A 26,173-nucleotide genomic window follows, 5' to 3' on the forward strand; every position below is an offset into this window, starting at 1 on the left:
CCGGTCCCGGAATTCCTGGGGCCGGCCGTTTTCCGTTCGCCGGGCGGCGTGACTCAGCCGAAGGTGTCGGGGTCGGCGCCCGTGCGGGTGCCGTTGTCGAGCTCGGCCAGCGCCGCGAGGTCGTCGTCGGCGAGTTCGAAGTCGAACACGGCGAAGTTCTCCCGGATCCGCGCCGGCGTCGCCGACTTCGGGATGGCGATCGTGCCCATCTGCAGGTGCCAGCGCAGCACGAGCTGGGCGGGCGTCTTGCCGTACTTGGCCGCGAGCGCCGTGATCACGCGGTCGGCCAGCAGCCGGCCGCGCGCGAGCGGGCTCCACGCCTCCGTGGCGATGCCGTACTCGGCGTGGAACGTGCGCAGCGGCAGCTGCTGCAGCCACGGGTGCAGCTCGACCTGGTTCACGGCCGGGACCACGTCGGTCTCGTCCAGCAGCCGGCGCAGATGCGTGATGCCGAAGTTCGACACACCGATCGCCCGCACCCGCCCGTCCTGGTAGAGCTGCTCCAGCGCCCGCCAGGTCTCCACGTAGCGGTCGCGGCGCGGCTGCGGCCAGTGGATCAGGAACAGGTCGATCTGCTCCAGCCCGAGCGCGGCGGCGCTGTGGTCGAAGGCACGCAACGCGTTGTCGTACCCGTGCTGATCGTTCCACAGCTTCGTGGTCACGAAGAACTCGTCCCGGGGCAGGCCCGAAGCGCGGATCGCTTCGCCGACCTCGGCCTCGTTGCCGTACATCGCGGCGGTGTCGATGCTGCGGTAACCCGCTTCGATCGCGGCGCCGATCACCTTCCCGGCCTGCGCGGCGCGGACCTGGTAGACACCGAAGCCGAGCTGCGGGACGGTGACGGAGTTGTTCAGGGTGAGCAGGGGCGGGTTGGCCATGAAGGCGGATCCTCACTGCGGTGTCCTGGGGTGACCTCTCCGATCCTTCCACTCCCCCGGTCCACCGGCTCGTCACCCCGCCGCACGATCGAGCGGTCCGGCTCAGGCGCTCGCCTGGGCGCGCAGGTACTCGGCCGTCTCCGGGTTCGCCGGGTAGAAGGACTCGATGACCAACTCGGCGACCGTCACGTCGAGCGGGGTGCCGAAGGTCGCGACCGTGCTGAAGAACGTGAGCTCCGTGCCGCGGTGGCGATAGCGCAGCGGGACGAAGATGTCACCTGGCCCAGGTATCTCGACCTCGGGCACCGGCTGGTCGCACGGGTACTCCCGCAGCTCCGCCAGCAGCTCGGCGAGACCCGCGTCGGCCGTCTGCTCGACCTGACGCCGCAGGCGGCCCAGCAGGTGGGCCCGCCACTCCCCCAGGTTCAGCACGTTCGGGGCCATGCCGTCGGGGTGCAGGGTCGCGCGCAGGACGTTCGCCGGCGGTGCCAGCAGTTCCGGCGCCACGCCCTCGATGAGCACGCCGAGGCTCGTGTTGGCGTCGACGAGGTTCCAGCCGCGGTCGACCACGGCCGCGGGATACGGTTCGTGGCCGGTGAGCAGCAGCCGGACGGCGTCGCGCACGGCCGTCAGCTCCGGCGCGCTCAGCTCGGTCTCGCCGTACGCGGGGGCGTAGCCGGCGGCCAGCAGCAGGCGGTTGCGTTCGCGCAGCGGCACTTCGAGGTGCTCGCCGAGGCGCAGCACCATCTCCCGGCTCGGCTTCGAGCGGCCGGTCTCGACGAAGCTCAGGTGCCGTGTGGAGATGTCCGCGGCGATCGAGAGGTCGAGCTGGCTGATGCGGCGCCGGTCGCGCCACTCCCGCAGGAGCTCGCCGACCGCGCGCCGTGCCGGGGCCTTCACCGAAGTCGTCACGCCCCCGACGCTACGGGTCCGCCCGCGCTCAGGCCATTACCTTGCGGGTAATCGCCGGGGGGAGCGCAGGCAAGGGTGCGGCCGTTACCTCCGGCGTAATCGACGAACCGCGCCCGGCACACCAGTGTTGGTGACATCAGGACGGCGAACCCGTTGTCCGCCAAGCAAAGGGAGTTTCCCCGTGTCCGACGTGACGAGCACTGTCGAGCAGTACATCGCGATCTGGAACGAGACCGACGCCGAGCGCCGTCGTGCCCTCGTCGCCGAGGTTTTCACGCCCGACGCGTCCATGACCGATCCCCTGGGCTCTGTGACCGGCCACGACGGCATCGACGGGTTCATCGGCGGCGCGCAGGCGCAGTTCGCCGGGCTGACCTTCAGCCTGCCGAAGGCGCCCGACGCCCACCACGACCTGGCGCGGTTCCAGTGGTACCTCACGGCGCCGGGCGCCGACGAGCCGATCGCGATCGGGTTCGACGTCGTCGAGCTGGCCGACGGCCGGATCGCCAAGGTGCACGGGTTCCTGGACAAGATCCCGGGCTGAGGTCGTGGTGCACGAGCGCGGCGGACTCGCGATCGAGCGGGTCCGCCGTTGCTCCACAGTGGACGGCCGATGAGACGTGGATCACAGGAATGCGTGTGCCGGCGGTGCGAAATCCGGCAGCCTCGCGAGGTTCAGACCACAGCGAAGCCCGCCCGGAAAAGATCGTGGTCCGGAGGTCTGAACCATCCGGCCTCGGACCCGATGACCACCGGGTCCGAGGTCCTCCCCACTCTGTCCGTACCCCGTGGGGCGCCTGAGAGTTTCGCCCGCGTGGATACCCGGGTTTGCACCGTCGGCGGAACCGGCCGGTGGTGTCCAGCGGGCCCACTTTCCAGAGGCGTCTCATCCGCGCGGTCCAGGGTGCCTGAGAGGTTCCGGGGAGGACTTGCTCCTTCGGCGCCGAGCTCGTGGATGCCGGCTCGGTCTCTCCCGCGCGGGTTCGTCGACCGCGCGCTCAGAATACCTTGCGCTCGCGGGCGGTGATCACCCGGTGCGGCGGGAGTTGCGGCGCTGGGTGAGTTCGTCCGGGACGACCGATTCGATCACGCCGCCGTCGGCGCGTTCGGCGGGGAACTCGTGGATCGTGCCGCTGATCTCCTGCATCGCGCCGCTCACGGCGATGCCGAACACGCCCTGCCCGCCCTGGAGCAGATCCACGATCTCTTCGGGCGAGGTGCACTCGTACACCGTGGTGCCGTCGGAGAACAGGGTGACCTTCGCGAGGTCACGCACGCCGCGTACGCGCAGGTGCTCCACCGCGACCCGGATGTTCTGCAGCGAGACCCCGGTGTCCAGCAGCCGCTTCACGACCTTCAGGACGAGGATGTCCTTGAACGAGTACAGCCGCTGCGAGCCCGAACCGTGCGCGGTGCGAATGCTCGGCGCGACCAGCTTCGTCCGGGCCCAGTAGTCGAGTTGGCGGTACGTGATCCCCGCGATCTGGCACGCGGCGGGACCGCGGTACCCCACGAGCTCGTCCGGAAGGGAGGCGTCGGGGAACAGCTCGCCCTGCTCGCCATCGGCGGCACGAACGGGCGGCCTCTCCGGACTACCAGCCTCGACCACGCAAGCCTCCCTTCGCCCGACCTGGCGGCCGGCGAATGACAGCCGGTCGAGCCCAGGAGCGGGATCGGCCGGGGAGAACCGCCACGATCGTGCTCCGGTCGGAGAATCACATCGTGACGATTTACCGCCTTCGACGGTAAGGCCGCGCCGCGGGCCGGTCAACGCGACGCGCGGCGCACCTCAAGCTCGTCTTGAGCCTTTAGTCCGTTCGTCGTACGGGTTGACACTAATTACTTGGCTGAGTAACTTGTTACTCATGCGAGTAAATTTCGACACGCAAGCGGAACTCGGGCTGAGCGTCACGGAGGCGACGACCCGGGCGCAGATCATCGCGGCGACCATCGCCACGATCGCCGACCACGGCTACGCACGCACCACCTTCGCCAAGATCAAGGAACGCGCGGGCCTGAGCAGCACGCGCATGATCTCCTACCACTTCACGAACAAGGCCGGGCTCATGCAGGCCGTGCTGAGCACGGTGTCCGAGACGAAGGCGATGTTCCTGCAGGAGCGCAGCAAGGACCTCGACCCCGGCGACCGGCCGGGCAACCTGCGGGCCCACATCGAGACGTCGGTGGCGTTCCTGCGCGACTACCCGGAATGCGTCAGGGTGCTCGCGGAGCTCTCGGCGAACGCCGACGACGCGGACGGCTGGGCGATGACCTCGGTGCTCGTGGGCCAGCTGCGGGTGGGCGGCGTGCAGCGCCAGCTCAAGCAGGGTCAGGACGAGGGGGTGTTCGGAGAGTTCGCGCCGGAGGTGATGGCGATGTCGATCGCACAGGCCATCGACGGGGTGGCGACGGCGTATGCGGCCGATCCGTCGACCGACCTCGACCGCTACGGGCGGGAAATCGCCGACCTCTTCGAGCGGGCGACTGCTCCGAAGCGGTGAATACGCCGCCCGAAAGCAAGGCGGGAACGTGGTGCACGACCGCGTTCCCGCCGCCGGCGGCTCAGGTGTCGGCGCCGCGGAAGTCTTCAGGGGACACGGAGTCGAGGAACTCGCGGAACTTCTCGACCTCGTCCTCCTGCTCGTCCGGGATGATCAGGCCCGCCTCCTCCAGCACCGCGTCCACGGCGTGGATGGGGACCCCGATCCGCAGCGCCAGCGCGACCGAGTCGCTGGGGCGCGCGGACACCCGGATGTCACCGTCGAAGACGAGCTCGGCGAAGAAGGTGCCTTCCTTCAGGTCCGTGATCACGACCTGCTCCAGCTCGCGGCCGAGCGCCCCGATGACCTCTTTGAGGAGGTCATGGGTCAGTGGCCGGGCGGGTCGTACTCCCTGCTGCTCCAAGGCGATGGCGGTGGCCTCGACCGAGCCGATCCAGATCGGCAGGTAGCGCTCGCCGTCGGTTTCCCGCAGCAACAAGATCGGCTGATTGGCGGGCAGCTCCACCCGCACACCGACGACGCGCATCTCGCTCATCGGGTTTCGCCTCCCTCTCGTGCACACGGGCTGCAGCGCTCGACGTACTCGCGCCGTTGGGTTCGACGCTACCCGTCATCCGGGCGCTGTGCTCGCTAGTGGCGGACATTCTCGGTTCACTGCACCGCAAACCGTCTCTCACGGTACGGCATACGGTCCCGAACATTCAGTCATTGACATGTGACGCACACCGGTGTTCAGCCCGTTACGTCCGGTTCAACCGCCGGTGACTCCCCGGATCCCCGCTTTCACGAGGAGCGTGTGGAGTGTGACGGACAGTGCGGCGAGCTCGCGGACCACCTCGTCTGCCCTCGCTTTCGCATCCTCGTCACGGTGGCGATACACGGGGGTCACGATCTGCTCCAGCAGGCCGACTTCGCGGTCGGCCGCGGCGCGGAAGGCACGCAGATGTCTCGGCTCGATACCGAATTCGGTCATTGCCTTCACCGTGCGCGCGATCAGCACCGCGTCGGGGCCGAAGAATCCCGCCGCGCCCGGCCGTACGAGCCCGTACTGCTGCAGCTCAGTGAGCGTCGCGGCGGTGATGCCGGCTTGCGCCAGCAACTCCTCCTGCGTCAGCCGGATCTCGGGACCGGTCTCGAAGTCGTCGGCGTCGGGCAGCCCGCCGGTGTCGGCCGGGTCGAGCGACACCAGCTTCCGGGGCAGGCGTGGAGCGACCGCGGCGGGCTCCGCTCCGGAGTCCGCCGCGTCCAGCTGTTCCTTGATGACCTTGAGCGGGAGGTAGTGGTCCCGCTGCGCGGACAGCACAAAGCGAAGCCGCTCCACGTCCGCCGGGGCGAACTGCCGGTACCCCGAGGGCGTGCGGCCCGGCCGGACCAGGCCTTCCGCCTCGAGGAACCGGATCTTGGAGATGGTGACATCGGGGAAGTCGCCGCGCAGCTGCGCCAGGACCGCCCCGATGCTCAACCCGTCACGCCGGGCCTCCGAACGACCGGGCTGCCCGGCCGCCGTCACTGTGCCCCCTGGCCCCCGTGCCCCGGGCCCGTCAGGAAGACGAGGCGGAACTTCCCGATCTGCACCTCGTCGCCGCCGGCCAGCACGGCCTGGTCGACCGGCTCGCGGTTGACGTAGGTGCCGTTCAGGCTGCCGACGTCGATCACCACGAACTCCCCGCCCTCACGCCGGAACTCGGCGTGCCGGCGGGAAACGGTGACGTCGTCGAGGAAGATGTCGCTGTCGGGGTGCCGGCCCGCGCTCGTGGTGTCGCGGTCCAGCAGGAAGCGCGACCCCGCGTTGGGGCCCCGCTTCACGACCAGGAGGGCGGAACCCGGCGGCAGGGCGTCGACGCCCTGCACCGGTGCCTCGGCGGCCGGTGCGGACTCCTGGCCTTCGACGTCGGCCAGGAAGTCGGCCCGGAAGACAGAGGTCCGCTCCGGAGACTGCTCCGGGGGAACGCCGGGCCCGTCGTTCGTGCTCACCTGAGCTCTCCTCTACACACAATGTTGCTATGACCAAGAACGTGTAGCTGCCAACGTACCGTGCCTGATCGGTTCGGAACCCCGGGGCTCCCCCTTGTGCGGGCGGAACCCCCGGGCCAGGCCGAACCCGCCTCAGCCGGTGATGAGCGCCTGGTACGCCTCGGCTTCGAGCAGGGCTTCGAGCCCCGCGGGGTCGTCGAGGCGGATCTCCACGAGCCAGCCCTCGCCGTACGGGTCGGAGTTGATCAACTCGGGCGAATCGGAGACCGCGGCGTTCACCGCGACGATCTCGCCGTCGACCGGCGCGAACAGCTCCGAGACGCTCTTGGTGGACTCCACCTCGCCGAAAACGTCGCCCGCGTCGACGTGCTTGCCGACCTCGGGCAGGTCGACGAACACCACGTCGCCGAGCTGGTCCTGGGCGTACTCCGTGATGCCCACGCGGACCAGCGCACCCTCACGCGTGGCCACCCACTCGTGTTCCTCGGTGTAACGCAGCTCTTCTGGAGTGGTCAACGCCCCTCCCCTTCCTAGAACCGACTTCGTCGCGGGCAGTCTTCCATCACCGGCTGCGAAGCGCGCGCACTGCCTGCACGACATAGAGCGCGCCGGACCAGACGTAGAGCACCCCGCCCCAGACCATGAAGGCGTAGGCGATCGGCCGGGCCACCACGGCCACAGTCGAGCCGCCCTGCGTGAGCAGCAGGAACGGGAAGGCGTACATGAGCACGAAGGTCGCGCCCTTGCCGATGTAGGTCACCTCGGGCGGCGCGAACCCGCCGCGGCGGAGCACGAGCACGCAGATCGCGAGCACGGCCTCGCGCAGCACCAGCGGCACGACGACCCACCACGGGATGATGTCGCGGATGAGGAACGCGACGAGGGTCGCGAGGATGTAGAGCCGGTCGGCGGCGGGGTCGAGCAGCTGGCCCAGCCGCGACATCTGGTCGAGCCAGCGGGCGAGCTTGCCGTCGAGCCAGTCGGTCAGCGCCGAGAAGACGAGCAGCGCGAGCGCCCAGCCGTCCTCCTTCGGGCCGAGCAGCAGCCAGAGGAACACGGGCACGCCCGCGAGCCGCAGCAGCGACAGGAGGTTGGGGACGTTGAACGCCTGCCGCAGCAGGGAAGGCTCCGTCTTGGGCTCGGGGACCGTGGTCACTCGCTCAGCCTAGAGGTGAGGACCGGCGCCGACGCCGGTGGTCACGCGGTCGGGTCGCGGGTTCGTGGCGCGCGACCCGACCGCGGGGCTGTGGGTGGAAAAGCCGTGGATGGAAAGCCGTGGATCGAAAAGCCGCCGGGCATCAAACCCGTGGACTCTCAAGCCGTGGGGCTTCGAAGCGGTCGGCCGGGAAAGCCGCGGGGGTGCTCAGCCGGCGCGGCGGTGGCTCCAGCCGCGGCGCTGCAGCTCCGCGCTGCTGAGGCGCTCGGGGCGGCCGCGGTCGTCGTTGCCGACCCAGCGGGCTCGGCCTGCTCGGCCTTCGAGGACGTACGGGCGGCCGCAGCACCACACGACGCTGCAGGGCGCGGTGGGCGGAGTGGTCTCGGTGGGCCGCTCGGACGGGTCGGTGAGGGCGGACGCTGACGGGATGGCGGGCTCGCTGGCCGTTTCGGTGGTCATGCTGTGCGGTGCTCTTGTCTCTCGGGGTCGGCGGGTGATCGGGGACGGGAACGCGCCGGGGCGCTCCTCACCTATTTCGGTCCGAGAGCGCCAGACGTTAACGTCCGCGCCGGAGATTCGTCCGATCGATGAGCGAGCGGTTCCCGGTGTCTCACTGCGTGAACGCGATGTTAACCGTCCACAATAGACGGACTTTCGCGGGAGCCCGGCGAGGCGGAAGCCCCGGTTCCGGTAACCTCCGCCCGCCGCGCCGGGTGTCGGTGCGGGTCACAGCGCCGGCGTCGGGCCAGAATGCCGGGAAAGACCCCTGGCGAAAGGACCCCGGTGCCCCCGTCGAAGCCCGCGTGGCGGCCGCTGCTCGCGGCCTGGCTCGTGCTGCCGGCGCTCGCCGCCTGTTCGGGGGAACCCGAGCCCCGGGCGGCGGTACCGCCGCCACCGTCCGCGACCACGCCCCCGCCGACGACCTCGACGGCGCACTCGGTTCCTCCCCCGCCGCCTGAAACGACACAGGCGCCGCCGAGCACGCACACCAAGGCCCCGAGCACCACACCGGCCGTTCCGGGGTCCTGCGGCACCGTGACGGCCGCGAGCGGCCTGACCCTGTACGTGTTCGACAGCCGCGCGGGCGGGGTGCCGTGCGCCGAGGCCATGGCGCTCGTGCGCGACTTCCACGCGAAGATCGCCGGCCGGCAGGGCACGGGGTCCAACGACGCCGTGAACGACACCGTGTCGGGCTGGCTGTGCACCTCGGGTCCGCCCGCGGCGCAGGGCGGCACGACGTGCAGCAAGGGTGAGCAGACGGTGTTCGCGGCCGTCGTCCCCTCGGAGTGAAGCCGAGGGGAACGACGGCCGCGCGGCTCAGGCCTTGAGGTCCGGGAAGTCGTCCTCGCGGTACTCGCCCTCGGGCCGGGTGTTCTCGTGCTCGCGCCCGCGCAGCTCGACGCGGCGGATCTTGCCGGAGATCGTCTTCGGCAGCTCGGCGAACTCCAGGCGCCGGATCCGCTTGTACGGCGCGAGGTGCTCCCGCGCGTACGCCAGGATCGCGCGAGCGGTGTCCGCGGTGGGCTCGTGGCCCGCGGCCAGCACGACGTAGGCCTTCGGCACGGCGAGCCGGATCGGGTCCGGCGCGGGCACCACGGCGGCTTCGGCGACGGCTTCGTGCTCCAGCAGCACGCTCTCCAGCTCGAACGGCGAGATCCGGTAGTCCGATGCTTTGAACACGTCGTCGGTGCGCCCGACGTAGGTGATGTAGCCGCGTTCGTCGACCGAACCGACGTCACCCGTGTGGTAGTAGCCGTCGCGGAAGGCTTCCGAGGTGCGCTCGTCGTCGTCCGCGTAGCCCGTCATCAGGCCGACCGGCCGGTGCGCGAGGTCGAGGCAGATCTCGCCCTCGCCGGCGCGCTCGCCCGTGACCGGGTCGACCAGAGCCACCACGAAACCCGGCAGCGGCCGGCCCATCGAGCCGGGAACCACGTCCTGGCCGGGAGTGTTGGCGATCTGCACGCTGCTCTCGGTCTGGCCGAACCCGTCGCGAATGGTGACGCCCCAGGCCTTCTCGACCTGCTCGATCACCTCGGGGTTGAGCGGCTCGCCCGCACCGACCACCTTCTGCGGCGGGGTTTTCAGCGCCGTCAGGTCGGCCTGGATGAGCATGCGCCACACCGTGGGCGGCGCGCAGAAGCTCGTGACCCCGCAGCGGTCCATCTGCGCCATGAGCGCTGTGGCGTCGAAGCGCGTGTAGTTGTACAGGAACACCGTGGCCTCGGCGTTCCACGGCGCGAACACGTTGCTCCACGCGTGTTTCGCCCAGCCGGGCGAGGAGATGTTCAGGTGCACGTCACCCGGTTCGAGGCCGATCCAGTACATTGTGGACAGATGCCCGACCGGGTAGGAGACGTGCGTGTGCTGCACGAGCTTCGGCTTCGCCGTGGTGCCCGAGGTGAAGTAGAGCAACAGCGGGTCACCCGCGGCCGTCACGCCTTCGGGGGTGAAACCGGCCGGCTCGGCGTACGCGGTGGCGTAGGCGTGCCAGCCCTCGACCGGCTCGCCGACGGCGATGCGCGTGTAGTCGCCCGCCACGTCGGCGAACTTCGGCGCGTCGGCCGAGCGCACCACCACGTGCTTGGCCTTGCCGCGCTCCACGCGGTCGACGAGGTCGGCCGGCCCGAGCAGCGTCGAGGCCGGGATGATCACGGCGCCGAGCTTGATCGCGGCGAGGATCGTCTCCCACAGCTCGCCCTGGTTGCCCAGCATGAGGATCAGCCGATCGCCGCGCGAGACGCCGAGGCGGCGCAGCCACGTGGCGACCTGGTCCGAGCGGGCGGCCATCTCCGGGTAGGTCCAGCGGTTCTCGGTGCCGTCCTCCTCGACGATCCAGAGCGCGTACCGCTGCGCGTTCGCCGGGTCGCGGGCCACCACGTCGAACCAGTCGAGCGCCCAGTTGAACTCCGCGGGCTGCGGCCACGCGAACTCCCGGACGGCGGTGTCGTAGTCCTCGCGGTGGGACTGGAGGTAGTCCCGCGCCTCCCGAAAGACCTGGTAGGCCTCGCCGGCCCGCTGGTTCCCCGAAGCGCCATTGCTCACGTCGTGCTCCCTCGTGCTCGCGTACGTGCCTGTTCTACTCGCCCTTGAACTCGGGCGCGCGGCGCTCCATGAACGCCTGCACGGCCTCGGCGAGGTCCTTGCTCGGGAGGAACGCGGAGTTCCACGCCGCGACGTACCGCAGGCCCTCGGCGACCTGGCGCTCGGTGTTGGCGGCGAGCACCTGCTTGGTGCCTTGCACGACCAGCGGCGGGTTCGCCGCGATGTCGGCGGCGAGCTTGCGGGCCTCGGCCAGCAGCGTGTCGGAGTCGGGGTAGACGTCGTTGACCAGGCCGATCTTCTCGGCGCGCGCGGCGTCGACGTCCTTGCCCGTCAGGGCGAGCTCGCGCACGTGGCCCTCGCCGACGATCGTGGCCAGCCGCTGCAGGCTGCCGAGGTCGGCGACGATCGCGACCTTCACCTCGCGCACGCTGAACTTCGCGTCGGCGCTGGCCAGGCGCACGTCGGCGGCGCTGATCACGTCGACGCCGCCGCCGATGCACCAGCCGGACACGGCGGCGATCACGGGCTTGCGGCACTCGGCGATCGAGCTCACGGACTCCTGCAGGCGGCGGACCTCGCGGTGGAAGTCCGTGCGCGGGCCGGCCAGCGCGTCGCCGGCGAGCATCGGGGCCCAGCCGCCCATCATCGCGGGCAGGTCGAGGCCGTAGGAGAAATGCGCGCCGCTGCCGGTGAGCACGATCGCGCGCACGCGCGGGTCGGCGTCGAGGGCGGCGAAGACCAGCGGCAGCTCGCGCCAGAAGTCGGGGCCCATGGCGTTGCCCTTCGCCGGGCCGAGCAGGGTGACTTCGGCGACGTGGCCGTCGAGGTCGACCTTCAGCGAGACGAGATCGGGCAGGGAGTCGGCAGGTCCGGTCATGCCTGTCATCTTGAACCATCCGGTTGACGCTGTGCCAATTCGGTCGCGGGATGCTTTCCTGGGAGGGCCACGAGAGATCGAAGCGGCCCTCGACCACGAGAGGAAGGTGGCGCATGGCCCCGGCCCCCGTTCTTGCCGTCGACGACCTGCCTGCGGATCCCCCGCCGGCGCGCCGCTCGCGTCCGATCGAGCTGTCCGGCTCGTTCACCTGCGACGGCCAGCGCCTGGCCTACACCGAGTACGGCTCGGGCGAGCGCGTGGTGGTCCTGATGCACGGCATCATGTTCACCCGCCGCATGCACGCTCCCCTGGCCCGCCGGCTCGCGCGCTCGGGCTTCCGCGTGATCACCCTCGACCTGCTGGGCCACGGCGAGTCCGACCGGCCGACCGAGTCGTGGCGCTACTCGATGCCGGCGTTCGGGGAGCAGGCCGTGGCGCTGCTCGACCACCTCGACCTGCCCGACGCCGTGCTCGGCGGGACGTCGCTCGGCGCGAACGTGGCGCTCGAGGTGGCGGTCGCGCAGCCGTCCCGCGCCCGCGGGCTGGTCGTGGAGATGCCGGTGCTGGACAACGCGATCGTCGCCGGGCTGCTCACGTTCGCCCCGCTGCTGTTCGCCGCGCGCTTCCTGCCCGTGACCGTGCGCGGCGTCGCGCTGGCCGCCAACCTCGTGCCCCACGGCAGCCAGTGGGTCGACGTCGTCACCGACACCCTGACCCAGCAGCCCGAGCCGATGGCCGCGCTCCTGCACGGCGTGCTGTTCGGCCGCATCGCGCCGCCGAAGTCGGTGCGCCGGGCCATCACCACGCCCGCGCTGGTGATCGGCCACGAAGGCGATCCGATCCACCCCTTCGGCGACGCCGACACCCTGGCCGCCGACATGCCCGGTGCGGAGTTCGTCCAGGCGCGCAGCCCGGTCGAGCTCCGCTCCGACCCGAAGCGCTTGACCTCGGCGATCACCGACTTCGCCGAGCGCTGCTACGAAAGCTGACCCGGCCGGGTCACTTCGCGAGGCCGGCCACCGGGCCGAACACGATCACCGCCGGCGGCCGGACACCCGCGGCGGCCGCTTCGCCGGCCACCTTCCCCAGCGTGGAGCGCAGGGTGCGCTGTGTGCGCATGGTGCCGTCTTCGACGATGGCGACCGGCGTGTCGGCGGGGCGGCCGCCATCCAGCAGCGCCGCCGCGAACTGGGGCAGCCGTTCGACGCCCATCATCAGCACGATCGTGCCGCGCAGGCCGGCCAGCAGGGACCAGTCGACCAGCGAGCGCGGGTCACCGGGGGCGACGTGGCCCGAGACGACCACGACCTCGTGGGCGACGCCGCGGTGGGTGACCGGCACGTCGGCCACGGCGGGGACCGCGAAGGCGCTCGTGATGCCCGGGACCATGGTCACCGGCACGCCCGCCTCGGCGCAGGCCAGGACCTCCTCGAACCCGCGGCCGAACAGGTAGGGGTCGCCGCCCTTGAGCCGGACGACGAACTTCCCCTCCTTGGCCTTCTCGATCAGCGTGCTGTTGATCACGTCCTGGCTCGCGGCGCGGCCGTACGGGATCTTCGCCGCGTCGACGACCTCGACCTCGGGCGCGAGCTCGTCCAGCAGCTCGCGGGGCGCGAGCCGGTCGACGACCACCACGTCGGCGCGCGAGAGCAGCCGGCGGCCGCGGACGGTGATCAGGTCCGGGTCGCCCGGGCCGCCGCCGACCAGGGCGACACCCGGCAGCTCCGTGTCGGTGCCTCGCGGCGCGCGGCCGCCGGCAGCATCCTTGACGGTGCCGGCGTGCAGGGCGTCGAGGATGCTGTCGCGCACGGCGGCCGAGCGCAGCGGCTCACCGCCGGACAGGACGCCGAACAGCAGCCCGCCGTGGCGGCCCGAAGCCGGGGTCACGGCGCTGCCGGACTCCCCCTCGTCGGCACGCACGCAGAACACGCGCTCGCGTTCGGCTTCGGCGCACACTGCGGCGTTGACCTCGGGGTCGTCGGTGCAGGCGAGCGCGTACCAGGCGTCGGCGAGGTCGCCCTCGGCGTAGCGGCGCTCGTGCCAGACCAGCTCGCCCGCGTCGGCCATCGCGCTCACCGACGGCGTGGTGTGGGGCGAGACCAGCTCCACCCGCGCGCCCGCGCGGATGAGCCGCGGGAGGCGGCGCTGGGCGACCGAGCCGCCCCCGACCATCACGACGCGGCGGCCGGCGAGCTGGAGTCCGGAGAGGTAGTGCGGGTCGTCCATAGCCCGAAAGTCTGCCTGCCCGGCCCGCTCAGCGCTGCAGCAGGGCCAGCAGCCCGGTGTTGCCGAACATCGTCGCCGCCTCGACCGCGGACGGCGTGCCCGCCCGTGGATCGGCACCACCCGCCACCAGCGCCTTCACGACCTCGGGCTCGTCCTTGAACACGGCGCCGGTGAGCGGGCTCTGGCCCCGGTCGTTGACCCGGTTGGGATCCGCGCCGCGCGCCGGCAGCGCGGCCACCGTCTCCGCGTGCCCGTGGTAAGCGGCGAGCATCACCAAGGTGTCGCCGCGGTCGTTGGTGAGGTTCGCGGGGATGCCGGCGTCGACGTAGGCGGCGAGGCGCTCCGTGTCGTCCGCACGCGCCATGGTGAACACGCGGGCGCAGAGGCCGAGCTCCTCGTCCGACGGCGTCCCGGAAGCCATGCGCCGAGTCTGGCACGCCGGCTCCCGGGACGCCGGGTGCTCAACCCCGGGCGGAGTTCGGGTAGGGCAGCAGCGCCATCTCCCGCGCGTTCTTGATGGCCGAGGCCACCTGCTTCTGCTGCTTCGGCGTCAGCCCCGTCACGCGGCGGGCGCGGATCTTGCCGCGGTCGGAGATGAAGATCCGCAGCAGGTCGACGTCCTTCCAGTCGACGGCCGTGATCCCCCGGGCGTGCAACGGGTTCGCCCGCTTGCGGGGCACGCGTTCGTGCTTCGGCACGCGCCTCACCAGCTCGACTTCGAGACGCCGGGCAGCTCGCCGTTGTGCGCCATCTGCCGCATCCGCACGCGCGACAGGCCGAACTTGCGCAGGTAGCCGCGCGGGCGCCCGTCGGCGGCGTCGCGGTTGCGGATGCGCGTGGCGCTCGCGTCGCGCGGCATGCGCTGCAACGCCACCACCGCGTCGGCCTTGTCCTGCGCCGACGAGTGCGGCGAGGCGATCACGGCCTTGAGCGCCCGGCGCTTCTCGACGTAGCGGGCGGCGATCACCTTCCGCTGCTCGTTCTTCGCGATCTTCGACTTCTTCGCCATCAGCGCTCTTCCTTGAACTCGACGTGCTTGCGCACCACGGGGTCGTACTTGCGCAGGACCATCCGGTCGGGGTCGTTGCGCCGGTTCTTCTTCGTCACGTACGTGTAGCCGGTGCCCGCGGTGGAGCGCAGCTTGATGATCGGCCGGACGTCGGTGCTCTTCGCCATCTAGAGCTTCACCCCCTTCGCGGCCAGTTCCGCGACGACCGCGTCGATCGCGCGCTTGTCGATCGTCTTCATGCCCTTCGCCGACACCTTGAGCCGCACGGTCCGGCCGAGGCTCGGCACGTAGTAGCGGCGGGTCTGCAGGTTCGGCTCCCAGCGCCGTGACGTGCGGCGATGCGAGTGCGAGACCTGCTTGCCGTAGCCCGGCTTGCGGCCGGTGACCTGGCACACGGCTGACACGGACCCTCCCGAGTTGATAGTGATATTCGTTTTCAATTACGCTGCCACCGTACCCCGTCCCGTCGACTGGAGCTTCAGTGACCCCACACCCGCGTGTCCCGCTCGTGCTCGTCAGCGGACTCGCCGCCGAAGGCAACGACGAGCTCGCCGAACTGCTGCGCCGCGCCGGCCCCGGCGTCGCCGTGGTCCACCACGACCTGCGGCAGATCGGCAGCGGCATCGTCCGCAGGCGGATCCGCCTCGGCCCCCGCGACCAGCTCACCGCGCTGGAGCTCGCGCACGGCTGCGTGAATTGCACGCTGCGCGAAGACCTCCTGCCGCTGCTGCGCCGGCTCGCCCGGCTGCCGGAGGTGGACCGGATCGTGCTGCGCCTCGACGAGGCCATGGAGCCCGAGCCGGTCAGCTGGGCGATCGCCAACGTGCTCGTCGGCGACCGGCCCGTGAGCGACGACGTCGAGATCGAGGCCGTGTTCACCACCGTCGACCGCGCTGCCTGGCTCGCCGACGCGTCCGGCGACGAGCTGCTCCTGGAACGCGGCCTGCTGGGCAGCCCCGAGGACGAGCGCAGCGTCGCGCAGGTCGCGCTCGCGCAGGTGGAGTTCGCCGACGTGCTGGTGCTCGCGGGCGAAGTGCCCGACGCGTGGTGCGCCGCGAAGACCGCGGCCGTGCTCGACCGCGTCGCGCCGTCCGTCCCGCGCGTCGTCCTGAAGGGCGCGAACGCCGGGCTGCTGTTCGCCGCCGTGCCCGCGGAATCGCGGCGCGGCGAGGTGATCGACCTGCACGGCGCGCTCCTGCGGGGACAGCCGCCGCTGCACGCCGACTGCGGGATCGAGGTGCTCACCTTCACCTCGCAGCGGCCGTTCCACCCCGAGCGCCTGCACGAGGCGATCGACACGCTGCTGGGCGGCGTGATCCGCACCCGCGGCCGCGCATGGGTCGCGAGTCAGCCCGACATCGCGTTCTGGCTCGAGTCGGCGGGCGGCGGCCTCGCGATCGGGCACGCCGGGCCGTGGCTGACCTCACCCGACGGCCCGGACTGGGCCGACGTCTCCCCCGAACGCCGCACGCTCGCGTCGCTGCGCTGGCACCCGGTGCACGGCGACCGCGCGCAGGAGCTCGTCGTGGTCACGGATCTGGTGGCACCGAGGGAAATCGAGGACGCGCTGCACGCCGCGCTGCTCACCGACGCCGAGCTGGCCGAGGGAGAAGCTGCCTGGCGCAGCTACCCCGACCCGTTCGGCGAGTGGCACGAAGACCCGTGCGAGGCCATCGAAACCGACGACGAAGACGAAGAGCGGCACCTCAACGCCGCGAACCGAAAGGAAGAACCGCAGTGAAACCTGGCATCCACCCCGACTACCACCCCGTGGTGTTCCGCGACTCGTCCACGGGCGACGCGTTCCTCACCCGCTCCACCGCGACGTCCGAGCGGACGATCGAGTGGAGCGACGGCGACACTTACCCGCTCGTGGTCGTGGACATCAGTTCGTGGTCGCACCCGTTCTGGACCGGCAACCAGCGGATCGTCGACTCCGCGGGCCAGGTCGAGAAGTTCCACCGCCGTTACGGCCGTCGTGAGAAGGGCGGTGCGCGCTGATGGCCGTGCCGAAGCGGAAGAAGTCCCGCAGCAACACCCGCGCGCGCCGCGCGCAGTGGAAGGCCGCGGTGCCCGATCTGGTGCCGATCACGGTCGACGGCGAGCGCAAGCTCGTGCCGCGCCGCCTGATCAAGCACTTCCAGCGGCTCGATCGGTGAGCGTGCCCGTCACCGTCCTGTCGGGGTTCCTCGGCGCGGGCAAGACGACGCTGCTCAACCACATCCTCGCCAACCGCGAAGGCCTGCGGGTCGCGGTGATCGTGAACGACATGAGCGAGGTCAACATCGACGCCGCGCTCGTGCGTGACAGCGTCTCCCGCACCGAGGAGCGCCTGGTCGAGCTGACCAACGGGTGCATCTGCTGCACCCTGCGCGAAGACCTGCTCGACGAGGTCGCGCGCCTGACGGCGGAGGGGCGGTTCGACCACCTGCTCATCGAGTCGAGCGGGATCTCCGAGCCGATGCCGGTCGCCGCCACGTTCTCCTTCCCCGGCGACGACGGCAGCCCGGCGCTCTCCGGCGCCCGGCTGGACACGATGGTGACCGTGGTCGACGCCGTGAACTTCGGCCGTGAGCTGGCCGGTGGCGACTCCCTGGCCGAGCGCCGCCTCGACCAGTACGAGGGCGATGAGCGCACGGTCAGCGACCTGCTCGTGGACCAGGTCGAGTTCGCCGACGTGCTGCTGCTGAACAAAACCGACCTCGTCTCCCCCGCCGAGGCCGACCGACTGGTGGCGGCGCTGCGCCGGCTCAACCCGGGCGCCGACGTGGTGACGGCGGAGTTCGGCCGGGTGCCGCTCGGGCGCGTGGTCGGCACGGGTCGCCACGACCCCCTGCGGGCGCAGCAGGCGCCGGGCTGGGTCGCGGAGCTCAACGGCGACCACGTGCCGGAGACGGAGGAGTACGGCATCTCCAGCCTCGTGTTCCGCGCCACCCGGGCGTTCGACCCGGCACCGCTGTGGGACTTCGTCACGACCCGCCTCGACTCGGGCGAGTTCGGCACGGTGTTGCGCTCCAAGGGGTTCTTCACGCTCGCGTCGCGACCGGGTGTGCTCGGCCTGTGGTCGCAGGCGGGCTCGGTGGCGCGGTTCGAACCGCAGGGGGTGACCGACGCGCCGCGGCAGGAGCTGGTCTTCATCGGCGTCGGGCTCGCCGGCGACCCGCTGCTGGCCGCGCTCGAGGCGTGCCTCACCGACGAGCCGGTGACGGCGGATCCCTTCCCCGCATGGGAGCCCATGCACGTCCATTGAGGACAGACGCACCGAAGGCCGCGCGACCCGCGTCACACCGGGCGCGCGGCCTTCGTGTTCCCGGAAGTTCCTTGATCGTTCACCGGCCGGCGTGATCATGCGGATCAGGCTCGGTCCACGCCGGACACACCACGTCTGAACTGGGCGATTCGTTGGGGTTAGGGGTGTTTCGCGAAGGTTGATCAACCCAGGTTTATCAGTCTAGGTTGACTAATATGCCGGATCGGATCACCAAAGATCTCGTGGAGGCCGCCGCCGACCTGAGGATCGCGATCGGGCGGCTGGTGCGCCGGATGCGGCAGGGCTACGTGGCGGGCGAGGCCACGCTCTCGGAGAGCTCCGTGCTCTCGCGGCTCGACCGCGACGGGCCCTCTACACCCGGCTACCTGGCCGAGCAGGAGCGGGTGAAGCCGCAGGCCATGGGCGCGACCCTGGCCGGGCTCGTCGAACGCGGGCTCGTGAGCCGAAGCCCCGACGCCGCCGACGGCCGCCGCGTCCTGATGTCCGTGACCGCGACCGGCCGGAAGCTCCTGACCGACCGGCGCTCGCTGAGCACCCAGCGCGTCGCCCAAGCCCTGGCCGGCGGCTTCACCGCCGAGGAACGCCACCGACTGCTCGAAGTGATCCCATTGCTCGAACGCCTGGCAGACGAACTGTGACAACCACAACCACCAGCCGCGGAGACCGCTACAAGTGGGTCGCCCTCTCCAACACCACCCTCGGCGTGCTCATGTCGGCCCTCGACGGGTCGATCGTGATCATCTCGCTGCCCGCGATCTTCCGCGGCATCGGGCTCGACCCGCTCGCGCCGGGCAATATCGGCTACCTGCTCTGGATGATCCTGGGCTACCTGCTGGTGTCGGCGGTGCTCGTGGTCACGCTCGGGCGCCTCGGCGACATGTTCGGCCGCGTGAAGATGTACAACGTCGGGTTCGTGATCTTCAGCGTCGCCTCGGTGGCGCTGTCGTTCGACCCGTTCCACGGCGGGCAGGGCGCGCTGTGGCTGATCGGCTGGCGCATCATCCAAGCCGTCGGCGGGTCCATGCTCACGGCCAACTCCGCGGCGATCCTCACCGACGCGTTCCCGCGCGAACAACGCGGCATGGCACTCGGCATCAACCAGATCACCGCGCTGGCCGGGCAGTTCCTCGGCCTCGTCGCCGGCGGCCTGCTCGCCGAGATCGACTGGCGTGCGGTGTTCTGGGTGAGCGTGCCGTTCGGCATCCTCGGCACGGTGTGGTCGATCCGCAGCCTGCGCGAGATCGGCAAGCCGCGCCGCGCGCGCGTCGACTGGGGCGGCAACGTCACCTTCGCCCTCGGCACCGGTGTGCTGCTCGCCGCGATCACCTACGGCATCCAGCCCTACGGCGGGGCGGCCACCGGCTGGGGCAGCCCGTGGGTGCTGGGCGGCATCGGTTCCGGAGTGCTGCTGCTCATCGCGTTCGGCGTGATCGAGACACGCGTGAAGGAACCGATGTTCCAGCTCTCGCTGTTCCGGATCCGGGCCTTCACCGCGGGCAACCTCGCGGTGCTGCTCACGTCGATCGCGCGCGGCGGGCTGCAGTTCATGCTGATCATCTGGCTGCAGGGCATCTGGCTGCCGCTGCACGGGTACGAGTACGAGAAGACCCCGCTGTGGGCCGGGATCTACCTGCTGCCGCTCACGGTCGGGTTCCTCATCGCCGGCCCGATGTCCGGCTACCTGTCCGACCGGTTCGGCGCGCGGCTGTTCTCCACCGGTGGGCTCGTGCTCGTCGCCGGGTCGTTCCTCGGCCTGCTGGCGCTGCCGGTCGACTTCTCTTACCCCGTGTTCGCGCTGCTGCTCGTGATCAGCGGGATCGGACAGGGGATGTTCTCGGCGCCCAACACCTCGGCGATCATGAGCAGCGTCGCCGACCACCAGCGCGGCGTCGCGTCGGGCATGCGCTCGACGTTCCAGAACTCCGGCACCGCGCTGTCGATCGGCGTGTTCTTCTCGCTGATGATCGCGGGCCTGGCCGGCTCGCTGCCCGCCACGCTCACCGGCGGGCTGCAGGCCCACGGCGTGCCCGCCGACGTCGCGGCGAACGTCGCCCAGCTGCCGCCCGTGAGCACACTGTTCGCGGCGTTCCTCGGCAGCAACCCGATGGCGCACCTGCTCGGCCCGGGTGTCCTTTCCGGGCTGTCGCCGAGCGACTCGGCCGCGCTGACCGGCAAGGAGTTCTTCCCACAACTCATCTCCGGCCCGTTCCACAACGGACTGGTCACGGTCTTCACGGCGGCCGCCGTGATGGCGCTCGTCGCGGGCCTCGCCTCGGTGTCGCGCGGCAAGCGCTACTTCCACCCCGACCTCGCCCCGCGCGCGGGCGAGCAACGCAGCACCCCGGACAAGGAGAACGGATGAACGACACGCTCACCGCCGGCACCGTCACGATCACCGGCCACGGCGGTGACGAGATCGAGGCGTACCTGGCTCGCCCGCTCGACCCCGCTCCGCGCGGCGGCGTCGTGGTGATCCACCACATGCCCGGCTACGACCCGGCGACCAAGGAGATGGTGCGCCGCTTCGCCGCCGAGGGTTTCGCGGCGCTGTGCCCGAACCTGTACTCGCGCGAGGCGCCGGGCGCGAGCCCGGACGACGCCGCCGCGACCGTCCGCGCCAACGGCGGCGTGCCCGACGAGCGCCTCGTCGGCGACGTCGAAGGTGCGGCCGCGTACCTCAAGGCGCTGGACGGCGCCAACGGCAAGATCGGCGTGATCGGCCACTGCTCCGGCGGCCGCCAGACGTTCCTCGTCGCGTGCTCGACCCAGGTCGACGCCGCGGTGGACTGCTACGGCGCGTTCGTGGTGAACGAGCCGCCGGCCGGCATGCCCGCGTCGATGAAGCCGCTGCTGGGCCTCGCACCGCAGCTGTCGGCCCCGCTGCTCGGCATCTTCGGCGCCGACGACCAGTACCCCGCTCCCGAGGAGACCGCGAAGCTCGCCGCCGAGCTCGACCGCCTCGGCAAGGAGCACGAGTTCCACACCTACGACGGCGCCGGCCACGCGTTCTTCGCCGTCGACCGCCCGAGCTACCGGCCGGAGGCCGCCGTGGACGGCTGGGCCAAGATCCTCGACTTCTACGGCCGGCACCTCGCGGCCTGATTCCGCTTCGCAGGAAGGACGTTTCCCATGTGCACCTACCTCACCGAGAAGTTCGCCGTGGAGGGCAGCGGCAAGAGCGCGACCGGCTGGCACAGCGTCGACGAAGCCACCGTCTACGTCGACCACCCGACGCACGCCCGGTTCGCCCACACCGTGAACATCGACTTCCGCAACCCGGCGATGGGCCCGGCCGCGCGCGTCGCGCTGGAACTGACCGAAGAGGACGCGCTCGCCCTCGCCGACGCGATCCACACCGCGCTGGCGTCGGCGCCGGCGGGGCTGGCCTCGCGCAACCAGTGAGCCGCACCGGCTGGCCCGGGTTCACGCCCGGGCCAGCCGGTCAGGGCGTGTAGAGCGCGCCGAGGAACTCCAGCAGCAGCCGTTCCCGCAGCGGTTCCGCCGCTGTCGCCAGCAGTGCGTTGATCGGTGCCATCCGCTCGGGCAGGCCGGCGTCGCCGACGAGGCCGGCGGCGGCGAGCAGGCCCGCGAACTGCTCCGCCGTCAGGGTTTCCGGGTCCAGCGCCGCCACGAACGCGGCCACGTCCGGGTCCACCGACGTCGGGCCGGCTTCGCGCGCCGAGGCGACCGAGGCGGTCAGGTCCGCGAGGAACTCTGCCTCGCTGCCGTGGTTCGCGGCCGTGATCGTGAGGTGCAGGTTCAGCGGCGAGTCGCCGTGGGCGAACTGCGGCTGTACGTACCAGCCGCGGACCTTCATCTCGTCCGCGACCGTGAACAGGTCGAACCCGTCGTCGGCAGTGCCGGTCGTGGCGAAGGCGATCAGCGTCGAGTCCGGGTCGCCCAGGACCCGCAGGCCCGGCAGGGTCTCGACCCCCGCGCGGATCCGGGTCACGGCCTCGCGGGTCACCTCCGCGAGGCGCAGGTAGCCGTCCTCGCCGAGGTGGTTCACCACGGCCCACGCGGCCGCGAGCGGGCCGCCGGAGCGGGTGCTCTGCAGCGTCGGGTTCAGCATCGTGTAGCCCGGCCAGGCCGCGCTGGCGAAGTAGTGCGTGCGCCGCAGCTCGGCGTTCGCGTGCAGGAGCACCGAGACGCCCTTCGCACAGTAGGCGTACTTGTGCAGGTCCACCGAGATGCTCGTGACGCCCGGCACGCGGAAGTCGAACGGCGGCACGTCCGCGCCCAGCTTCGCGAAGTACGGCAGCACCCAGCCGCCGATGCACGCGTCCACGTGCATCCGCACACCGCGAGCGGCCGCGGCGGCCGCGATCTCCGGGATCGGGTCGACCACGCCGTGGGCGTAGGAAGGCGCGCTCGCCACGACGAGCACGGTGGACTCGTCGATTGCCGCCGCCATCGCGTCGGGCACCGCGCGGAAGGTCTTCGCGTCGACCGGCACCACGATCTTGCGCAACCCGAACAGGTGCGCGGCCTTGTGGAACGCCGCGTGCGCGGTGTCGGGCAGCACGATGCTCGGCGCGGTGATGTCCGGCCGCGCGTCCCGCGCGGCCAGCACCGCGAGCAGGCACGACTCGGTGCCGCCGGACGTCACCGTGCCGACCGTTTCCGCGGTTCCGCCGAGGAGTCCCGCCGCGCGCCCGACGAGGTCGTTCTCCAGGCGCAGCAGGCTCGGGAACGCCGTGGGGTCCAGGCCGTTGGCCGACGACGCGAGCGCGTGCGCGGCCGCCGCGATCTCGTCCACTTCGGACAGACCGCTGTCGTAGACGTAGGCGAGCGTGTGCCCGCCGTGCGTCGGCAGGTCGCCCGCGCGCAGCGCCCGCAGCTCGGCCAGGGCGTCGGTCACCGCTGCGGCTCCACCGGCCGCGGCTCGAGCACCTTGCGGCGCAGCAGCGGGATCGCCAGCGCGATGAGCACCGCCGGCAACACCGAGGTGCCCACGGTGATGGCCGTGATCGCCGAGGACGGCTGCGCGGTCGTCGCGTCGGTGCTCGACACGTAGCCGCCGGCCTGCAGCACCAGCCCGAACAGGCCCGGGCCGAGCGCCAGACCCAGCGTCTCCGACGCCGTCCACACGCCGGCCGTGATGCCCGCGCGGGTCTCGCCGGTGCGTTCCTCTTCGGCACTGATGAGGTCGGGCAGGATCGCCAGCGGGAACACGGAGATCCCGGCGTACCCGATGCCCGACAGCGCGACGAACACCATCGTCACCGCGAACGGGATGTCCTTGGCGAACAGGATCCCGAGCAGGCCGACGGTGAACGAGACCGTCGCGATGCGGAAGCCGACGAGCTTGCCCCAACGGTGCCCCAGCCGCGGCCACAGCGGCATCGTGATCAGCGCCGGGCCGACGAAGCCCACGAACAGCACCGTGCGGTAGCTCGGGTCGCCCAGCACGTGCTCGGCGAAGTACGGGATCGCGGCGAGCACCGTGCCGATGCCCAGCGCTTGGATGAAGTACGAGCCCATCAGCCAGCAGAACGGGCGCCACTGCGCGATCGTGCGGATCAGCTGCTTGAAGCTCACGGCGTTGGGCCGCAGCGAACCGACGGGTGCGCCGCGCAGACCGAAGTAGACACCCAGGGTGGCGAGCAGGATGATCACGGCCATCACAAGGCCCATAACCCGGTAGCCGGCCACGCCTTCGAGGATGTCCGTGATCGCCGGGGCGGCGCCGCCGGACACGAGGATCGCCACGGCTAGCACGCCGATACGCACGCTGGTGAGCTTCGTGCGTTCCTCGGCCGAGTCCGTGAGCTCGGCCGGCAGCGCGTTGAACGGTACCTGGAAGAACGCGTACGCCGTGGCACACAGGAAGAACACGATCACCACGTAGGTCGCGTCGATCGCCGGCTTGCCGAAGCCCGGGTGCGCGAACAACGCGAAAAACAGGATCGCGACGCCGACGCCGCCGCCCAGCAGGAACCGCCGCCGGCTGCCTGTCCGCACGAGGTCCGCGTCGGACAGCCGGCCCGCGATCGGGTTGAACACCACGTCCCACGCCTTCGGCACGAACACGATCACGCCGGCCGCCGCGGCAGGCACGGCCATCGTGTCCGTGAGGTACGGCAGGAGCAACAGGCCCGGCACGGTGCCGAAAGATCCGGTGACGAACGAGCCGAGCGAGTAACGGAAACGCGTCCGGCGGGGCAGCGGCGCCAAGGGTCCTCCTCGAGGGCGGTCCGACGAACGCAATACCTAGTGGATCTTCGCCGTTCCCCGGTAGTGGTCGGAGGGAATCGTGCCACCGTCGTAATGCACCGCGAGTACCGGGCCGACCTCGCCCCGTGCCCTGCTCACGACAGGGCTTCGGCCACCTTCGCCAGCGACCCCGCGTCGCCGCGCAGCAGCAGCGTCGTGACCACAGTGTCCTCCCAGGCAGCGAGCTCCTCGCGGATCTTCGCGGCCGGGCCGACGAGCGAGGTGTCCTCCACGAGCGACGTCGGGATCGCGGCGACGGCCTCGTCCTTGCGCCCGGCGAGGTAGAGCTCCTGCACCTTGTCGGCCACCTCCTCGTAACCCAGGCGTGCGAACACGTCGTGGTGGAAGTTCACGGCCTTGGCGCCCATGCCGCCGATGTACAACGCGAGCGCCGGCTTGATCCAGCTCGCCGCCTCCTCCACGTCGTCGTGGACGATCACCGGCACCGACGCGGGCACCTCGAAGTCCTCGGGCTTGCGCCGGGCACCCGGCCGGGCGAACCCCTCGGCGAGCGCGGCCCGGTAGAACGCGTCGGCCTTGGGCGAGAAGAACAGCGGCAGCCAGCCGTCGCAGATCTCCGCCGACAGCGCGACGTTCTTGGGGCCCTCGGCCGCGAGGTAGATCGGGAGGTCGGCGCGTAGCGGGTGCACGGTCGGCTTGAGCGCCTTGCCCAGCCCCGCTCCCCCTTGCAGCGGCAGCTGGTAGAACTGCCCGTCGAGCGTCACGGGTGCCTCGCGCGCCAGCGCCTGGCGGATGATCGCTACGTACTCGCGGGTGCGGGCCAGCGGCTTCGGGTACGGCTGGCCGTACCAGCCCTCCACCACCTGCGGGCCCGACGCACCGAGCCCGAGCACGAACCGGCCGCCGGAGAGGTGGTCGAGCGTCAGCGCCGTCATCGCGGTGGCGGTGGGCGTGCGCGCGGACATCTGCACGATGTTGGTGCCGAGCTTCACGCGGCTGGTCGACGCACCGGCCCACGCGAGCGGGGTGAACGCGTCGGAGCCGTAGGCCTCCGCCGACCACACCGAGTCGAACCCGAGGCGCTCGGCCTCGAGCACGGCCTCCAGCGCGCCCGGCGTCGGGCCGCTCCCCCAGTACCCGAGGTGGTAACCCAGCTTCATACGGCCCTCCGGGCTTCAGATGTTCGGCGAGTAGTGCTCCGGCTTGCCGCGTTCCCCCACGGGCGGCAGGTTCCTCCGTGGAGTCTCGACCACGGGCGCGCCCGCGGCCACCTCACCCCTTGCCCGGCGCCGGCCGGCGCGCGCCCGCGGGTGGTAGCGGCGGTCGTGCGGGACGAGGGAGAACACGGCGTTGATCGCGCGCCCGGCGAAGCGGTGCCGGCGTTCGTCGAGCGCAGTCCAGGTGAAGCCGAGTAGGTCGCGGATCTCCGGGTCGTAGAGCCCGACCGTGAGCCAGACGAACCGCTTCGCGATCACCGCCGAGACGGGCCGCCACAGCAGGTCGGGCAGCCACGCCAGGTTCGGCGGTTTCGCGATGCCGCGCAGATCCAGGACGTCGCGCGTGGCCTTGTTGTCTTCCAGGACCTCGGCGCACATGTGCTTCCAGTACCGCCGGAAGTCCTCCCAGGACTCGGGGACCGGCCGCATCGTCATGTCGTACATCCGCCACCAGCGCACGTGTTCGTCGAACAGCTTGCGCTTCTCCTCTTCGCCGATGCCGCCCATGAAGTGGTCGGCGATGAGGATCGTGCTGACGAAGAACGTGGAGTGGGCCCAGTAGAACGTGTCCGGGTCGAGCGCGTGGTAGCGGCGGCCTTTCGCGTCGACGCCCTTGATGCGGTCGTGGTACCCGCGCACCTCGAGCGCGGTCCGGTGGGCGAGCGGGCCGTCGTAGACCACGCCGCCGATCGGGTAGAGCGAGCGGAACAGCCGTTGCCAGCGTTCCTCGAAGAACCGCGAATGCTGCTCGACGCCGGCGCCCAGACCCGGGTGCATGTTCTGCATCGACCCGGCCCACAGGGCGATCAGCAGCCCCCGCCAGTCGCCGAAGTAGCGCCACGTGAGCGAGTCCGGTCCCAGCGGTTCGGGTTCCTCCCCCGGCATGGCGGCTCCTGCGGTCGGGTCGATGAACTGACTACGCCTGTTGTCAGG

33 protein-coding genes and 1 riboswitch are annotated in these 26,173 nt (G+C 71.1%); of the genes, 12 read left to right on the forward strand and 21 right to left on the reverse strand.

All coding sequences use genetic code 11. The features are described from left to right. Positions 1 to 53 precede the first annotated feature (53 nt). Both AB0H62_RS18830 and AB0H62_RS18835 read right to left on the reverse strand, forming a co-directional pair. On the reverse strand, positions 54 to 878 hold the full coding sequence (locus AB0H62_RS18830; RefSeq protein ID WP_220240877.1) for an aldo/keto reductase: 825 nt from the start codon (positions 876 to 878) through the stop codon (positions 54 to 56). Positions 879 to 980: 102 nt separating this feature from the next. Continuing rightward, positions 981 to 1,790, reverse strand: a complete 810-nt coding sequence (locus AB0H62_RS18835) for a helix-turn-helix transcriptional regulator (RefSeq protein WP_255638041.1) — start codon at positions 1,788 to 1,790, stop codon at positions 981 to 983. A gap of 181 nt (positions 1,791 to 1,971) precedes the next feature. Between AB0H62_RS18835 and AB0H62_RS18840 the strand changes: the two genes are divergently transcribed. After that, positions 1,972 to 2,334 carry a nuclear transport factor 2 family protein gene (locus AB0H62_RS18840; RefSeq protein WP_220240878.1) on the forward strand — a complete coding sequence of 121 codons (363 nt, stop codon included), beginning with the start codon at positions 1,972 to 1,974 and terminating at the stop codon, positions 2,332 to 2,334. A gap of 341 nt (positions 2,335 to 2,675) precedes the next feature. After that, positions 2,676 to 2,776: riboswitch (glycine riboswitch) on the reverse strand. Between the two features lie 41 nt (positions 2,777 to 2,817). Here the strand turns inward: AB0H62_RS18840 and AB0H62_RS18845 are convergent. Then, positions 2,818 to 3,399 (reverse strand): MerR family transcriptional regulator, encoded by a 582-nt coding sequence (locus AB0H62_RS18845; RefSeq protein WP_220240879.1) that lies wholly within the window; start codon positions 3,397 to 3,399, stop codon positions 2,818 to 2,820. A 256-nt stretch (positions 3,400 to 3,655) separates the two neighbouring features. Between AB0H62_RS18845 and AB0H62_RS18850 the strand changes: the two genes are divergently transcribed. Then, on the forward strand, positions 3,656 to 4,291 hold the full coding sequence (locus AB0H62_RS18850) for a TetR/AcrR family transcriptional regulator (RefSeq protein WP_354875946.1): 636 nt from the start codon (positions 3,656 to 3,658) through the stop codon (positions 4,289 to 4,291). A 61-nt stretch (positions 4,292 to 4,352) separates the two neighbouring features. Here AB0H62_RS18850 and AB0H62_RS18855 read toward each other — a convergent pair whose 3' ends face one another. From AB0H62_RS18855 to AB0H62_RS18880, 6 genes are all read right to left on the reverse strand, one after another. Further along, positions 4,353 to 4,826: a bifunctional nuclease family protein gene (locus AB0H62_RS18855; protein WP_091613264.1), complete on the reverse strand. Its 474-nt coding sequence runs from the start codon at positions 4,824 to 4,826 to the stop codon at positions 4,353 to 4,355. A 216-nt stretch (positions 4,827 to 5,042) separates the two neighbouring features. Then, positions 5,043 to 5,801, reverse strand: coding sequence for a MerR family transcriptional regulator (locus tag AB0H62_RS18860; protein WP_220240881.1), 759 nt, complete (start codon positions 5,799 to 5,801; stop codon positions 5,043 to 5,045). Beyond that, entirely contained in the window at positions 5,798 to 6,265 is a 468-nt protein-coding gene (garA, locus tag AB0H62_RS18865; RefSeq protein WP_033287853.1) for a glycogen accumulation regulator GarA, read from the reverse strand. The genes AB0H62_RS18860 and garA overlap by 4 nt, the downstream gene beginning before the upstream one ends. Positions 6,266 to 6,397: 132 nt before the next feature. Beyond that, entirely contained in the window at positions 6,398 to 6,781 is a 384-nt protein-coding gene (gcvH, locus tag AB0H62_RS18870; RefSeq protein ID WP_220240883.1) for a glycine cleavage system protein GcvH, read from the reverse strand. A 46-nt stretch (positions 6,782 to 6,827) separates the two neighbouring features. After that, positions 6,828 to 7,421 carry a CDP-alcohol phosphatidyltransferase family protein gene (locus tag AB0H62_RS18875; protein WP_220240885.1) on the reverse strand — a complete coding sequence of 198 codons (594 nt, stop codon included), beginning with the start codon at positions 7,419 to 7,421 and terminating at the stop codon, positions 6,828 to 6,830. 207 nt (positions 7,422 to 7,628) lie between these two features. Continuing rightward, a complete protein-coding gene (locus tag AB0H62_RS18880) occupies positions 7,629 to 7,880 on the reverse strand; it encodes a hypothetical protein (protein WP_220240887.1) in 252 nt (83 codons plus the stop codon). A gap of 324 nt (positions 7,881 to 8,204) precedes the next feature. Between AB0H62_RS18880 and AB0H62_RS18885 the strand changes: the two genes are divergently transcribed. Next, entirely contained in the window at positions 8,205 to 8,711 is a 507-nt protein-coding gene (locus AB0H62_RS18885) for a hypothetical protein (protein WP_255638042.1), read from the forward strand. A gap of 27 nt (positions 8,712 to 8,738) precedes the next feature. Here AB0H62_RS18885 and AB0H62_RS18890 read toward each other — a convergent pair whose 3' ends face one another. Further along, positions 8,739 to 10,463, reverse strand: a complete 1,725-nt coding sequence (locus AB0H62_RS18890; protein WP_360587137.1) for an AMP-binding protein — start codon at positions 10,461 to 10,463, stop codon at positions 8,739 to 8,741. A 34-nt stretch (positions 10,464 to 10,497) separates the two neighbouring features. Beyond that, positions 10,498 to 11,340 (reverse strand): crotonase/enoyl-CoA hydratase family protein, encoded by an 843-nt coding sequence (locus AB0H62_RS18895; RefSeq protein WP_220240891.1) that lies wholly within the window; start codon positions 11,338 to 11,340, stop codon positions 10,498 to 10,500. Positions 11,341 to 11,453: 113 nt separating this feature from the next. On the opposite strand from AB0H62_RS18895, the gene AB0H62_RS18900 reads away from it, so the two are divergent. Then, on the forward strand, positions 11,454 to 12,329 hold the full coding sequence (locus tag AB0H62_RS18900; protein WP_220240893.1) for an alpha/beta fold hydrolase: 876 nt from the start codon (positions 11,454 to 11,456) through the stop codon (positions 12,327 to 12,329). A 10-nt stretch (positions 12,330 to 12,339) separates the two neighbouring features. On the opposite strand, the gene cobA is transcribed toward AB0H62_RS18900, so the two are convergent. Genes cobA through rpmB form a run of 6 tightly spaced genes read right to left on the reverse strand, consistent with a single transcriptional unit; the run spans position 12,340 to position 14,979 of the window. Continuing rightward, positions 12,340 to 13,566 carry a uroporphyrinogen-III C-methyltransferase gene (gene cobA / locus AB0H62_RS18905; RefSeq protein WP_360587139.1) on the reverse strand — a complete coding sequence of 409 codons (1,227 nt, stop codon included), beginning with the start codon at positions 13,564 to 13,566 and terminating at the stop codon, positions 12,340 to 12,342. Positions 13,567 to 13,594: 28 nt separating this feature from the next. Beyond that, complete coding sequence (locus tag AB0H62_RS18910) at positions 13,595 to 13,987, reverse strand: ankyrin repeat domain-containing protein (RefSeq protein ID WP_220240897.1); 393 nt, start codon at positions 13,985 to 13,987, stop codon at positions 13,595 to 13,597. Positions 13,988 to 14,027: 40 nt separating this feature from the next. Beyond that, positions 14,028 to 14,273 (reverse strand): 30S ribosomal protein S18, encoded by a 246-nt coding sequence (rpsR, locus tag AB0H62_RS18915; protein ID WP_220240899.1) that lies wholly within the window; start codon positions 14,271 to 14,273, stop codon positions 14,028 to 14,030. Continuing rightward, positions 14,270 to 14,575, reverse strand: a complete 306-nt coding sequence (gene rpsN, locus AB0H62_RS18920; protein ID WP_360587142.1) for a 30S ribosomal protein S14 — start codon at positions 14,573 to 14,575, stop codon at positions 14,270 to 14,272. Before rpsN ends, rpsR begins: the two co-directional genes overlap by 4 nt. After that, on the reverse strand, positions 14,575 to 14,742 hold the full coding sequence (gene rpmG / locus AB0H62_RS18925; RefSeq protein WP_220240903.1) for a 50S ribosomal protein L33: 168 nt from the start codon (positions 14,740 to 14,742) through the stop codon (positions 14,575 to 14,577). The genes rpsN and rpmG overlap by 1 nt, the downstream gene beginning before the upstream one ends. Further along, positions 14,743 to 14,979: a 50S ribosomal protein L28 gene (rpmB, locus tag AB0H62_RS18930; RefSeq protein WP_360587144.1), complete on the reverse strand. Its 237-nt coding sequence runs from the start codon at positions 14,977 to 14,979 to the stop codon at positions 14,743 to 14,745. Between the two features lie 77 nt (positions 14,980 to 15,056). Here rpmB and AB0H62_RS18935 point away from each other — a divergent pair, with 77 nt between their 5' ends. From AB0H62_RS18935 to AB0H62_RS18970, 8 genes are all read left to right on the forward strand, one after another. Further along, a complete protein-coding gene (locus tag AB0H62_RS18935; protein ID WP_360587146.1) occupies positions 15,057 to 16,316 on the forward strand; it encodes a GTP-binding protein in 1,260 nt (419 codons plus the stop codon). Further along, positions 16,313 to 16,576, forward strand: a complete 264-nt coding sequence (locus AB0H62_RS18940) for a type B 50S ribosomal protein L31 (protein WP_360587148.1) — start codon at positions 16,313 to 16,315, stop codon at positions 16,574 to 16,576. Before AB0H62_RS18935 ends, AB0H62_RS18940 begins: the two co-directional genes overlap by 4 nt. Further along, positions 16,576 to 16,734, forward strand: a complete 159-nt coding sequence (gene rpmF / locus AB0H62_RS18945) for a 50S ribosomal protein L32 (RefSeq protein ID WP_220240910.1) — start codon at positions 16,576 to 16,578, stop codon at positions 16,732 to 16,734. The genes AB0H62_RS18940 and rpmF overlap by 1 nt, the downstream gene beginning before the upstream one ends. Further along, complete coding sequence (locus AB0H62_RS18950) at positions 16,731 to 17,825, forward strand: GTP-binding protein (RefSeq protein WP_360587150.1); 1,095 nt, start codon at positions 16,731 to 16,733, stop codon at positions 17,823 to 17,825. Before rpmF ends, AB0H62_RS18950 begins: the two co-directional genes overlap by 4 nt. A 215-nt stretch (positions 17,826 to 18,040) precedes the next feature. Then, positions 18,041 to 18,484, forward strand: coding sequence for a MarR family transcriptional regulator (locus AB0H62_RS18955; protein ID WP_220240914.1), 444 nt, complete (start codon positions 18,041 to 18,043; stop codon positions 18,482 to 18,484). Then, positions 18,481 to 20,208, forward strand: coding sequence for an MFS transporter (locus AB0H62_RS18960; RefSeq protein WP_255638043.1), 1,728 nt, complete (start codon positions 18,481 to 18,483; stop codon positions 20,206 to 20,208). The genes AB0H62_RS18955 and AB0H62_RS18960 overlap by 4 nt, the downstream gene beginning before the upstream one ends. Next, positions 20,205 to 20,948, forward strand: coding sequence for a dienelactone hydrolase family protein (locus tag AB0H62_RS18965; RefSeq protein WP_220240916.1), 744 nt, complete (start codon positions 20,205 to 20,207; stop codon positions 20,946 to 20,948). Before AB0H62_RS18960 ends, AB0H62_RS18965 begins: the two co-directional genes overlap by 4 nt. A 27-nt stretch (positions 20,949 to 20,975) precedes the next feature. Next, on the forward strand, positions 20,976 to 21,248 hold the full coding sequence (locus tag AB0H62_RS18970; protein ID WP_360587153.1) for a DUF6295 family protein: 273 nt from the start codon (positions 20,976 to 20,978) through the stop codon (positions 21,246 to 21,248). Positions 21,249 to 21,288: 40 nt separating this feature from the next. On the opposite strand, the gene AB0H62_RS18975 is transcribed toward AB0H62_RS18970, so the two are convergent. From AB0H62_RS18975 to AB0H62_RS18990, 4 genes are all read right to left on the reverse strand, one after another. Then, entirely contained in the window at positions 21,289 to 22,707 is a 1,419-nt protein-coding gene (locus tag AB0H62_RS18975; protein ID WP_360587155.1) for an aminotransferase class V-fold PLP-dependent enzyme, read from the reverse strand. Continuing rightward, the gene (locus AB0H62_RS18980; protein ID WP_220240922.1) at positions 22,704 to 24,023 is read right to left on the reverse strand and encodes an MFS transporter; all 1,320 of its coding nucleotides are present in this window, start codon (positions 24,021 to 24,023) and stop codon (positions 22,704 to 22,706) included. The genes AB0H62_RS18975 and AB0H62_RS18980 overlap by 4 nt, the downstream gene beginning before the upstream one ends. Positions 24,024 to 24,157: 134 nt before the next feature. Continuing rightward, positions 24,158 to 25,183: an LLM class F420-dependent oxidoreductase gene (locus tag AB0H62_RS18985; protein WP_360587158.1), complete on the reverse strand. Its 1,026-nt coding sequence runs from the start codon at positions 25,181 to 25,183 to the stop codon at positions 24,158 to 24,160. 15 nt (positions 25,184 to 25,198) lie between these two features. After that, a complete protein-coding gene (locus AB0H62_RS18990; protein ID WP_220240926.1) occupies positions 25,199 to 26,125 on the reverse strand; it encodes an oxygenase MpaB family protein in 927 nt (308 codons plus the stop codon). Positions 26,126 to 26,173 lie beyond the last annotated feature (48 nt).

The organism is Amycolatopsis sp. NPDC050768, from assembly GCF_040654155.1.
Lineage (GTDB): Bacteria > Actinomycetota > Actinomycetes > Mycobacteriales > Pseudonocardiaceae > Amycolatopsis.